Source organism: Pseudoalteromonas sp. 2CM36K (assembly GCF_023161865.1).
GTDB lineage: Bacteria > Pseudomonadota > Gammaproteobacteria > Enterobacterales > Alteromonadaceae > Pseudoalteromonas > Pseudoalteromonas tetraodonis.
Genome location: NZ_JALNTK010000001.1, coordinates 232,446 through 244,094 on the forward strand (window position 1 = coordinate 232,446; position 11,649 = coordinate 244,094).

Annotated in this window: 10 protein-coding genes and 1 other annotated feature; of the genes, 7 read left to right on the forward strand and 3 right to left on the reverse strand. The window is 39.2% G+C overall.

Features of this window, described 5'->3' with window-relative positions:
- Positions 1 to 21 precede the first annotated feature (21 nt).
- The 3 genes from rplS to tyrA all read left to right on the forward strand — a co-directional run bounded on the left by rplS (position 22) and on the right by tyrA (position 2,856).
- Positions 22 to 381 (forward strand): 50S ribosomal protein L19, encoded by a 360-nt coding sequence (gene rplS, locus MTN97_RS01060; RefSeq protein WP_008114473.1) that lies wholly within the window; start codon positions 22 to 24, stop codon positions 379 to 381.
- A gap of 191 nt (positions 382 to 572) precedes the next feature.
- On the forward strand, positions 573 to 1,442 hold the full coding sequence (locus tag MTN97_RS01065) for an MYG1 family protein (protein ID WP_248473426.1): 870 nt from the start codon (positions 573 to 575) through the stop codon (positions 1,440 to 1,442).
- Positions 1,443 to 1,722: 280 nt separating this feature from the next.
- Complete coding sequence (gene tyrA, locus MTN97_RS01070; protein WP_069440269.1) at positions 1,723 to 2,856, forward strand: bifunctional chorismate mutase/prephenate dehydrogenase; 1,134 nt, start codon at positions 1,723 to 1,725, stop codon at positions 2,854 to 2,856.
- Between the two features lie 49 nt (positions 2,857 to 2,905).
- Here the strand turns inward: tyrA and MTN97_RS01075 are convergent, their stop codons facing one another.
- A complete protein-coding gene (locus MTN97_RS01075; RefSeq protein WP_248473428.1) occupies positions 2,906 to 3,979 on the reverse strand; it encodes a hypothetical protein in 1,074 nt (357 codons plus the stop codon).
- A gap of 107 nt (positions 3,980 to 4,086) precedes the next feature.
- Positions 4,087 to 5,244, reverse strand: coding sequence for a chorismate mutase (locus MTN97_RS01080; RefSeq protein ID WP_138627075.1), 1,158 nt, complete (start codon positions 5,242 to 5,244; stop codon positions 4,087 to 4,089).
- 44 nt (positions 5,245 to 5,288) lie between these two features.
- Positions 5,289 to 5,411: a sequence feature (Phe leader region), on the reverse strand.
- Between the two features lie 189 nt (positions 5,412 to 5,600).
- On the opposite strand from MTN97_RS01080, the gene MTN97_RS01085 reads away from it, so the two are divergent.
- Entirely contained in the window at positions 5,601 to 8,603 is a 3,003-nt protein-coding gene (locus MTN97_RS01085; protein WP_036983217.1) for an EAL domain-containing protein, read from the forward strand.
- Positions 8,604 to 8,617: 14 nt separating this feature from the next.
- Here the strand turns inward: MTN97_RS01085 and MTN97_RS01090 are convergent, their stop codons facing one another.
- Positions 8,618 to 8,947, reverse strand: a complete 330-nt coding sequence (locus tag MTN97_RS01090; RefSeq protein ID WP_069440267.1) for a translation initiation factor SUI1 — start codon at positions 8,945 to 8,947, stop codon at positions 8,618 to 8,620.
- Positions 8,948 to 9,192: 245 nt separating this feature from the next.
- On the opposite strand from MTN97_RS01090, the gene MTN97_RS01095 reads away from it, so the two are divergent.
- The 3 genes from MTN97_RS01095 to MTN97_RS01105 form a co-directional block, all read left to right on the forward strand.
- On the forward strand, positions 9,193 to 9,852 hold the full coding sequence (locus MTN97_RS01095; protein ID WP_138627074.1) for a GAF domain-containing protein: 660 nt from the start codon (positions 9,193 to 9,195) through the stop codon (positions 9,850 to 9,852).
- Positions 9,853 to 9,930: 78 nt separating this feature from the next.
- Positions 9,931 to 11,121 carry an amino acid aminotransferase gene (locus MTN97_RS01100; protein ID WP_036983216.1) on the forward strand — a complete coding sequence of 397 codons (1,191 nt, stop codon included), beginning with the start codon at positions 9,931 to 9,933 and terminating at the stop codon, positions 11,119 to 11,121.
- 130 nt (positions 11,122 to 11,251) lie between these two features.
- Positions 11,252 to 11,649, forward strand: a 398-nt coding sequence (locus MTN97_RS01105; RefSeq protein ID WP_248473429.1) for a transposase domain-containing protein, incomplete at its 3' end; no start/stop codon positions are given.

Genomic DNA, 11,649 nt, shown 5'->3' on the forward strand with positions numbered 1-11,649 from the left:
CCTAGGAAAGTGAGAAACATAATGGCAAAAGTAAACCAAAATATTATTAAAGCGCTTGAAGAAGAGCAGCTTAAAACAGACGTACCTGCATTCGGCGCTGGTGATACAGTAGTTGTACAGGTAAAAGTAAAAGAAGGTGCTAAAGAGCGTCTACAGGCCTTTGAAGGTGTTGTAATCGCTAAGCGTAATCGTGGTCTTCACTCAGCATTCACAGTTCGTAAAATCTCGAACGGTGAAGGTGTTGAGCGTGTATTCCAAACGCACAGCCCTCTTATTGATAGCGTAACAGTTAAGCGTCGCGGTGCGGTTCGTCGTGCTAAGCTTTACTATCTACGTGAGCGTTCTGGTAAATCTGCACGTATTAGAGAAAAACTTAACTAATACGCGCTGTTTATCAACGCAAAAAAACGGGTTGCAACCTTTGGGTTGCAACCCGTTTTGGTTTTAATACTATTGCGGTTTTTATATCGCTACATTCAAAAACCAATACACACCTTAACCTGCATGCGTTAAAGTGTGGTTCACTTCAAATCACATTATCTTCTCACTTCTTGCAAAAATGATGTACAAAAATGAATGATAAAACGATAGTTACACACAACGGCAATTTTCACGCAGATGATGTTTTTAGTATCGCTGCACTTAAAATTATTTTCCCTTCTTTTACCCTGATCCGCACACGCGATAATTCGATTATTAATGACGCCGATGTGGTTATTGATGTTGGTGGTCAATATGACCCACAAACTGACCGATTTGATCACCATCAGCGCGGCGGTGCTGGTGCTCGTGAAAATGGTATTCCTTTTTCGTCATTTGGCTTGGTGTGGAAGAAATATGGCTTAGCAATATGTGATGATAACCAAGATGTGGCGAATGCGGTGGATGCAGGGCTTGTATCAACTATTGATGCCATTGATTGTGGTCATGTTGAAGGGGTTGCTACAGGCATTAGCTTAAGCCAAACAATTTCTATGTTTAACCCAACATGGGAAGAGGAAAGTGATTTTGATGCTGCTTTTGATCAAGCGGTTGAATTTGCACACACTTTACTGATTCGTTTTGTAGCTTCTGCCCGAGGTGGTTTAAATGCTAAAAAGATTGTTGCTCAAGCAATAAAACAAGCTGATGATCCTCGATTAATCGTATTAGAGCGCTATACTCCGTGGAAAAAAACCGTACATAGTTTATCTGATGAGGCATTATTTGTCGTTTACCCATCTCATTCAGGCAAGTGGATAGTGCAAACGGTGCCTGCAGAATTAGGCTCTTTTGAAGACAGAAAGTCATTACCTGCACCATGGGCAGGATTATCGGATGATGAATTTCAAGCGGTAACCGGTATCGATGATGCTATGTTTTGCCATAATGGCCTATTTATCGCTGGCGCAGAATCATTCGACAGTGTTATGTCGCTTGCGGCTATGGCATTGGAATATTAGATAAAAAATGCTAATTAAAGTGGCTATTAAGCCACTTTAATTTTCATTGTTTAAACTCGGCATAGACTTACATTTTATATGCTTTTTAATTCACTTTACGCAAGCTGTGTTCTATTCATTTAATTATCCTACCTTGGTCGCAGTTGAGTGACTCATACTGATCTTTTCACTAATTAGCCTTTTAACCCCTAACGTATCCTGTTAGTATTTATCGTATTGATTAGTTTACTTTTTTGTAAGTTTTAATTTACGATTTTGCTTTTTTGGATGGAATGAGAACGTGGCAGAGATAAGTGATTTAGTGCAGCTAAGAACAAGTATAGATGAATGCGACGCGCAACTGGTTGCCTTACTTGCAAAGCGCAATGGTATTACTCAACAAATTGGCGCAATAAAACAACAAACTGGTGCGCCACTACATGCACCCGATAGAGAAGCTGATTTATTAGCTGCACGACGTCAAGAGGCTATTAATCAAGGTGTAAATCCTGATTTAGTCGAAGACATTCTCAGACGCATGATGCGTGAAGCTTATCAAAATCAACAAGCCAAATTAGCCTGTGCCGACCCACAATTATCGCCAATTGTTATTGTTGGTGGTGAAGGGGCAATGGGGCAGTTATTTGCAAAACAATTTCAGCGCTCGGGTTACGAAGTCAAAATTTTAGATAAGGCGCAGCGATCACAGACTGCGGATATTCTAAAAGGTGCAAAACTGGTGATGATCAGTGTACCAATAAATGCTCTTGAAACGGTTGTTAACGCGTTACCTAAACTCGATGATGATTGTTTGCTGGTTGATATTACATCGGTTAAACAAGCGCCGTTAAATGTGCTCAAAAAAGTTCACAATGGCGCTGTTGTTGGCTTACACCCCATGTTTGGTCCTGATATTTCTCATTGGGTGAAACAAACTGTGGTGGTATGTGAAGGGCGTAATCCTGAAATGGCACAAGGGTTATTAAAACAGCTACAAATATGGGGTTGTCAGTTGGTTGAACTTGATGCTAAAAAACACGATGAAGCGATGCAAATTATTCAGGTGATGCGCCATTTAACCACCTTTGTGTATGGTCAGTTTTTAGCAAAACAGGGGCACACACTCGCCGAGCTAAGAAGTTGTTCATCACCTATATATCAGTTAGAGCTAATGATGGTTGGCCGTTTATTTGCACAATCGCCAGAGCTATACACCGATATTATGTTAGCGCAATTTGATAATGTCGAAAGCTTATTGGCGCAGTATCAGTCTTTGTTTTCGCAAACGCTTGAAAAGCTAAAAGCTGGGGATAAGCCCGCATTAATTGATGCTTTTGCTGATGCAAAGTCTTATTTCTCGGATTCAACGGCGCACTTTTTAACCCAAAGCCGTAGTTTATTAAATAAAGCGAACGACGCTAAGGTTCTAGATTAATAATAAATGAAGGCTGGAGGTTTATGTCCAGCCTTGCAAAGTTTCATACTTAGCACTGATTAAATACTACAAATTCATTAACTAGCTTATAAATATTTATATGACGCTCCGTTCCATCGGGTTTTTTGATTATTATTGTATTTACTAATTTTGCGGTGACGCCATTATCAAATCGCGTTGGTGCACAGCCAAAACCACTATTATACTTTGAATTAGCCATAGATTTTGCTTCACCATATGAGGTGGCTTTATTGGTGTTACCTTCTATAAATTGTAAAAAAGTTAGCCCTTTAGATGTACGCGATGCGTCTTTATTTAATTTAATTTCTATCGCCCCTTCTTTGAACTCGACATTAATAGCTAATTTAGAACCGTCATCGTAATACAAAATAACAATAAACTGATTCAACTTTTGTAAATCAGAATAATCAATGCTGCCAACAGTCACAACATTTATTAACCCTTGGGCTTTTTGTAAAGCTGAAATAAAGGAATTAAATACCGCATTATCTTGAACTGATAAATCAATATCTTTGTTTAAATCACCCATGCAATTAACGTCATTGTTAAGGTAGTTGAGTGCTGTTTTGCAAGATAGTAATGAACTTGTCAGTATATCAGTGGTTACTCCTGAGGCATCAGTTGCATAACTTCCTTGCACAGTAAGTGTTAATTGTTTTGCTAGTTTCTGTTTAGAGTTTACTGCTAAGAATAATTCATTGGTGAACTGTTTTTCTTGTGGGGTAGGAGCAATCTCAGAAATGATTTTTCGGCCCTGTTGTAAGGTGCTGCGGCCAAGAGAATCGAGTAACGTTGGGGTAATAGTTACTTGTATTTTTTTTGTTTGGTTATTATCAATATCATAAATAGTATGAAGTTCACGAAAGTCATTGTATGGATAACCTTCACCAATACATAAAGCTTCGCCATTGTCGCAAGCATGGTAAATAGGAATACCAGTTTTATTATTGATATAGTCGTGAATATTTTCAGGGCAAACCTTAACTTTACCACCAATATATGAAGAACAAATAAGTCCATCAGATTTCCCTGTTGGTATAGGAGCGGCAGGCGTAAGCAGGGGAGTAAGTAGTAAAAGAAGAGCTATAAATTTTGTTTGCATTGTTTTATTTCCTTATAATAGATGTCAACTTAACTTAAAGTGCAAATTTCGACCGCTTGGCATAGTTAGTATCTGAGTGTGAATCCATTTACACTCAGACGTAATACTTAACTATCTACACTTACAGCTTGTAAAGACTCGCTTTGATAACAACCTAATACGCGCACATATTGGGTATGCTCTTTAAGCTCTTCTAACGCATGTTTCACTTGGCTATCAGCAAGGTTCGCTTCTAAATCTACATAGAATACTTCTTCCCATGGATTTCCTGGTACAGGGCGAGACTCTAATTTTACTAGATTTATATTATGCTGTTTAAAAATCATCAGCGCATCGGCGAGTGAGCCTGCTTGTTGCTTAGTTGCCATAATTAAACTGGTTTTAGTGGGGATTTGTTTAGATACATGTAGCGGTTTACGTGCAACCACAATGAAGCGACTATGGTTTTCTTTTTGATTAGCAAGATTCGCCTTGATCACTTCAAGCCCTACATTTTTACCTGCTTGTGCAGAGCCAATAGCCGCACTGTTAGGTGTTTCAAGTGCTGATTTTAATGCACTCGATGTTGAATCGCAGGTTTCATGCTGAAGTTCGCCAAGGCCCTGTAAAAAGCGGCTACACTGGGCAAAGGGTTGCGGATGCGCAAAGACTTTAGTTAATTGGTTCAGCTCAGTTCCTGGTGCTGCTAATAAGCAATGCTCAACGCTATGAGTAACTTCACCTACAATAGAGACTTGTGCATGCTGCAGCAAATCAAATACTTCATTAATACTACCTGAGCTAGTGTTTTCGATAGGCAGTAAGCCAAAGTCAGCTTGACCATTTTCTACTTTACCGGTGATCTCATCAAAAGAACTACAGCCAATTTCAATTAATTTGCCTGGTCGGCGACTAAAGTACTTATGACACGCAAGTTGACTGTAAGATCCTTGTCCGCCTAAATAGGTTACGCGATGGGTTTCGCTCAGTGCATCGGGGTTTAAATTCTTTTGAAGCATGGCTTGTTGATGTAATACAGAGTCTTCCAATATGGTTTGAAAAACATTATTTACATAGTAGGCATCTAAACCAAGAGATTTACCATAACCGATTAATTTTTCGAGTAATGCTAATTCACGTGCTTCATCACGAATTGGTTTATTATTCGCTATCTTATATTCAACAACACCATGGCTAATACGGCGTCGCTTCGCTAATAACACAAGTAGGTCAGAATCGATTTCATTTATATCGTGCCTAAGCGTGTCTAAAACATCATTGCTCATTTGGTTTTCCTCATTCCAAAAACGTCACTGTATTTAACAGCGTAAACAAAAAAGCCTCCCAGTTGGGAGGCTTTACTATTCGATTGATTTTATCTCACAAACAGGGAAGCCTCTTCTATATAAAGAAGCTAAAAAAAGATAAGAAAGTAAGTGAGTATTTTATATTCATGCCCTTAATGTATGAAGAGTAACCTCTAATGTCAACAAGCACTTACCTGATGTGGCTATTTTTACCTAATATGTGTACAAAAGGTGTTATTTTTTAAACGTTTATAAATAATTTATAATTCTGATTTAAGTTCTGGTATATTTCTACAACTCGCAAAAATAATAATTATAAATAAGGTTGGCCTTTTGTGTATCGACGCCCTCCATCTCGATTCGGAATAAACTCACTCAGTGTCAAGTTATCACTGTTGATCTCTGGCATTTGTTTAGTTGCTGGTATTTGTGCGGCTGCATTAATGCTCAAATCAGAAGAGAAACAGCTTGTATTTGAAGAGCATGAGGTATTAAAGCAATCAAATGAATTATTAATAAACCAGTTTAATAATTTGATAGCGACCAAAGTTAAAATAGCTGAGCAAGCTAATATTGTTGTTAGCGAGCAGTTATTTGAGGGGCAATTATCATTTAAGAATAACAATGCCCCGACTATGCAAGTCACCAATGATGGTTCTGTGCGCAGTGCATCTGCCGATGGCTTATCTGCGGCGTTCATTCCCGAAAATGCTTATTCTCCTTTTTATAAACAGTTAATTGCAGATTCTGAATCGCTTTGGAAAGTGATTTCCCCCACGTTAATTCAAGATTTTTATAATTTTTACCTGATCACCAAAGATAATTTTATCCGTGTTGCGCCACCAAATTGGGCACTCAATGTCCCCGGAGATTACACCTTTAATCAAAGCAAAAGTTTTAATTACGCAAAATCGTTAACAAATCCACAACGCGAGCCGCTGTGGTCACGAGTGTATTACGATGGCGTTTGGAATAAGTGGGTCGTTAGTTTAATTGTACCTATTTATAAAAATGATGAGTTTTTAGGAGTTACGGGTAGTGATATTTCTCTCGACTCTCTCATATCGCAATTGCCCGTTGGCGGAAAAGAAAAACAGTTAGTGGTGTTCGATAAGCAAGGGCAGCTATTGGCGCACCCAAATTTAGGAGCCGATAGTTATACCCAATACGGAGAGGCGGGAAAAAAGTTGCTATCTGGCGATTTTATTTCTCCTGAGCTAAAGCGAGTTATTGATAATGCAAGGCAAATACAATTGCCGGAATATGCCGACTCGTTTTCATTAAATGGTGAAGACTACATTATAAATATCCATAAAGTTGAAGGTGTAAACTGGTACGTGGGCGTATATAAAAAGCGCTCTTCTACACTATCGGCACTGAAAGACTTAAAACTAAAGTTTTTTGGCTTGTTTATTCTGTATGCCATTTTAGTTGCTTTGTTATTACACCAAGCACTTTATCAACTAGTTTTAAGACGCCTGCATTCATTGGTTTATGCGGTTACTAATTTTGGTAAAGGCCAGTTAGAAATTGATTTTCCAAAAGAAAATAAAGATGAAATCGGTACGCTTAATGGTTCATTCAAAGATATGACCATTGAAATCCGCAAACTTATCGATGGCTTAAACCAGCGCATAATAGAAAAAGAAATTGCAGAAAAGGCTGCAATTCGCTTGTCTAAAGCGGTTGCCTTCTCGGGCACAGGTGTGGTGATCACCGATGAAAACTTTGTGATTGAATATGTTAATCCAAAAATGCTGGAAATGACCGACTTTGCAGAAAGTGATTTCCTGCGCCAGCCACTTCTGACTATTATTGCTAATGAAATGACCATGTTGGTAGAGGACATTGACATTGATTTGCGCAACCGTAATTACTGGCGAGGGGATACCCTTATTGAAGCGCAAAACAAGCCACCCATATGGGTATCGCTGAGTGTGTCACCTATTCGTGAAGATGGTGGAAAAATCACCAGTTACGTTGCTTCAGCGCAAGATATTTCATTTGTAAAAGAAAGCCAACGCAAAATGGAACAGCTCGCTTACTTCGATACATTAACCGGGCTTGCTAATCGTACATTCTTTAGAATGCAGCTTAGAAAGTCGATGGCGCTTGCTGAAAGAGGGCGTTACTCGTTTGCTTTATTTTACTTTGATTTGGATGAATTTAAGCGTATTAACGATACTTTAGGTCACGATGCAGGCGATCAACTATTGGTTGAAGTGGCAACGCGCTTAAAGCAGCGCTTACGAGCAGAAGATACTATAGCTCGTTTAGGCGGTGATGAGTTTGCGGTATTACTCAGTGGTATTGAGCATCAAAAAGAAGCATCGGAAGTCGCTGACACCATTCAAAAAACGTTAAATCAGCCAATAAAATTAGGTAGTAACGAAGTGATTGTTACTGCCAGTATTGGTATTACCTTGGCGCCATTTGATAGCCTAGAAGAAGATCAGTTATTAAAACATGCCGATTTAGCCATGTATGAAGCAAAAGCGAAAGGGCGTAATACGTTCCACTTTTACAGCCAAGATCTAAATGCAGCCGCCAATGAGCGATTATTCCTCGAAAATGAGTTGCGCCATGCAATTAAAGAAAAACAACTCACACTGCATTATCAGCCACAAGTTGATTGTCGCGATAATAGTGTAGTAGGGTATGAAGCATTGCTTCGCTGGTTCCATCCTACGCAGGGATTCATTCCACCCACCAAATTTATTCCTATTGCTGAGGCAACGGGTTTAATTGTGGAACTAGGTAAGTGGGTGTTACAACAAGCATGTGAGTTTACTAAACGACTAGAGCAACAAGGTAGAGCGAGCAACATGTCGATAAACCTGTCAGCAAGGCAGTTTAAAGACGCAAGCTTAGTACCTATGCTGAAAAAAATAATCATAGAGACGCAAATTAAAGCTAAAAGCCTGCACCTTGAGCTGACTGAGAGCATGCTAATGGGTAATGTTGAGGCGGCTATTGATCAGTTACATCAATTGAAAAAGCTGGGTATTTCAATTTCTATTGACGATTTTGGTACGGGCTATTCTTCGTTGAGTTACCTTAAACGTTTTCCTGTCGATATTCTTAAAATTGACCGCTCGTTTGTTAAAGATATCCCTGAAGATGATAATGATATGGAGATCACCGCTGCGATTATTGCGATGGCACAAAAGCTTAAGCTTGATGTGGTTGCTGAAGGGGTTGAAACAATAGAGCAAGTTGAATTTTTACAAAATAATAATTGTTTTATTGTGCAAGGCTATTACTTTAGTAAGCCCGTTGCCGAAGCCGATATCCCAATGTTGTTTGATCAATTAGCTGTGTTAAAAGTCTCTGAATAAAACAAAATTGCGGGTTAACCACCCGCAATTTTTACCTTAAACTTTAATCCTTCTAAAATCGCCTTTAACTTATCGCGATCATCACCTTGTACTTCAATAACTCCTTCTTTTACTGCGCCACCTTGGCCCATTTTACTTTTTATTGTTTTTGCTAACTTTTTTAAATCGTGCTGTTGGGGATCTAATCCTACAACTAGCATTACGCCTTTACCTTTTCGACCTTTGCTTTGACGCTCTATGCGAATAGACCCGTCTTTAAATAGTTTTACATCCAGTTCTTTTTCTGGCTTTGGCTGATCAATTCGCCCTGTTGCTGTTGAATACACTAAGTGATTATCACTCATAATTAACCTATCTAAGATTGAATCTAATATTGGAGTAAATAATAACAAATTTGTGACGCAAAGGCGTAATTTTTGCGCCTAAGCTGAACACCTTTTAATGCCCAAAGATAAAGCGACCAGTTTAAATACCGCAATTATATCTATGAATAAAAGTGCTTAAGGATTTTAAAAAGCGCTTTAAATTGGCTCGCGCTATAAAAATATCCATGCTACTATCTCGGCATTATAGATGTATGGATGGCCAAATGATAAATTTTTATTTAGAGCAAGCTCAGCTTAATGTAGAGCAACAGTTAATTAACGCTGAGCTAGAAAAGCTTGAGCAGTACTTAAATAGCAATGCTGCACCGGCCGTGCGTTGGCAGTATCAAATTCCAGAACTCGGTGAAGGTGGCGCATGTAGTTTGTTCGGCTACTTGCAAGATGAGCCGTTTAATTTAAACGATTACGTTAGCCAAAATACGCAAACAACAGCAAAGTTAGCGCAACTTCAGTTGATTGTTGACTATGTAATCGAAAACACCCAATTAGATTGGTATGGCATCTATCAAAATACGGCCACCCCTGAAGGCGAGCAGTTATTAAAGCTCGCTTATTTTGGTGCACCGAGTCGCCCTTTATTTCCGCTCACAGCTGAATTTGCAACCGGCAGTAATAATGTGCAAGTGGCACTCAGTGGTAAAGGACGTGTTATTAATAATGTTGAGCAATATTTAGCCGCGGGTGGTGAGTATTATACCTGCGATCCGAAAGTAAAAGCAGAGGCCTGTTTACCACTATTTAATGCGCAAAAGCAGTGCATTGGCATTGTCGATGGCGAAGCCTTTAGCACGGATTTTTTTGATAATACGACACTCGCCTTATTAATTGCATGCTGTATTAAAATTCCTCACTTTTTAGTGTAAATAACACTGGTCAATCGAGTGACTTTTTATGTTAAGCTTAGCGCAACAGCTAACCCCTAAATAACGAAGAGATAGTCAATGTTCTCAGTATTAAAACCATTACCAACAGACCCTATTCTTGGCCTTATGGCGGCCTATAAGCAAGATACTAACCCAAATAAGATTGACTTAGGGGTTGGTGTATATAAAGACGAGCAGGGGAATACCCCGGTATTAAAGTCAGTAAAAAAAGCAGAAGCGTTTCGTTTAGAAAATGAAATGAGCAAATCTTACATTGGTCTTGCTGGTAACTTAGATTACTGTCAACAAATGGAAAATCTTCTTCTTGGTGAGCACCCGGCATTATTAGCTAATCGCGTACGCACAGCACAAGCACCTGGTGGTACAGGCGCACTTCGTGTTGCAGCAGAATTTATTGTACGTTGTAACCCAAACGCTACTGTATGGGTTACTAACCCAACGTGGGCTAACCACATTAGCTTATTTGAAGCTGCAGGCTTAACGGTTAAAGAATACCCATACTACGACTACGAAAACAAAGATTTATTGTTTGATGAAATGGTTGAAACATTAACACAGGTGCCTAAGGGCGATGTTGTGTTATTACATGCATGTTGTCACAACCCAAGTGGTATGGATTTAAACGAAACACAATGGAATACCATTGCTGAACTTGCAAAAGATGTGGGCTTTACGCCATTAATTGATATTGCATACCAAGGTTTTGGTTCTTCTTTAGAAGAAGATGCGAATGGTTTACGTATTTTAGCCAATGCGGTTGAAGAGTTGATCATTTGTTCGTCATGTTCTAAAAACTTTGGCTTATACCGTGAGCGTATTGGTGCGTGTTCAATTATTGCAAAAGACAGTGCAACCGCTGATATTTCAAACTCGGTATTATTAAGTGTGGTACGTAGCATTTATTCTATGCCGCCAGCGCACGGTGCAGACATTGTAAACACCATTTTAAGCAGCACAGAGTTAACGCAGTTATGGCACAGTGAACTTGATGAAATGCGTAACCGTATTAATGGTTTACGTAGTTTAATTAAAGACAGCCTTGCAGCCAAAGACATTGCTCAAGACTTCTCATTTATAGACCGCCAACACGGTATGTTTTCTTTCTTAGGTATTAATAAAGAGCAAATCGAGCGTCTACAAAAAGACTACGGTATTTATATTGTAGGCTCTAGCCGTGTAAACGTAGCGGGAATTAGTCAAGCAAACATCGATTACTTTGCTAACGCTGTTGCTGATGTATGTAAGTAACCAATAATAAGTTTTAGCTTATTAGCAATAAAAAAACCGCACACTCGTTGTAATGCGGATCGTTTAAGTTAATTGAACGATCTTTCAGAGGCTTCATAATAGGCTACAACAAAAGTTGTGGCCTATTTTTATGTCTGAATTTATTAAAGAATTACACCTTACTACTGAGTTTAGCCAAGATCGTGATATTGATTCGTTTACTAAGCATATTCCCCTTGAGTGGATTGAAGCAGCCGTTACTCAAACAGGGAGAGCCTCTGTGCGTAAACGACGTTTCCCCGCCGAGCAAGCTGCTTGGCTTGTATTAGGGATTGGTTTATTAAGAAACCGCTCAATATCTGAAGTCTGTGACAAACTAGAGCTCGCTTTTCCTGACGCTAAAGGCGAGCTTCCACCATTGGCGACGAGCAGTATTATAAAAGGGAAAGAAAAGCTAGGCGCAGCGCCCATGAAACACCTTTTTAAACATACAGCAACGCAGTGGGAGCAGTCGCAAACTTTTGATGACGTGTGTGGTTTAAAGCTGCT

Coding starts and splice junctions, on each gene's coding strand:
- rplS (WP_008114473.1), top strand. CDS start 22: ATGGCAAAAGTAAACCAAAATATTATTAAAGCGCTTGAAGAAGAGCAG.
- MTN97_RS01065 (WP_248473426.1), top strand. CDS start 573: ATGAATGATAAAACGATAGTTACACACAACGGCAATTTTCACGCAGAT.
- MTN97_RS01075 (WP_248473428.1), bottom strand. CDS start 3,979: ATGCAAACAAAATTTATAGCTCTTCTTTTACTACTTACTCCCCTGCTT.
- MTN97_RS01080 (WP_138627075.1), bottom strand. CDS start 5,244: ATGAGCAATGATGTTTTAGACACGCTTAGGCACGATATAAATGAAATC.
- MTN97_RS01090 (WP_069440267.1), bottom strand. CDS start 8,947: ATGAGTGATAATCACTTAGTGTATTCAACAGCAACAGGGCGAATTGAT.
- MTN97_RS01095 (WP_138627074.1), top strand. CDS start 9,193: ATGATAAATTTTTATTTAGAGCAAGCTCAGCTTAATGTAGAGCAACAG.
- MTN97_RS01100 (WP_036983216.1), top strand. CDS start 9,931: ATGTTCTCAGTATTAAAACCATTACCAACAGACCCTATTCTTGGCCTT.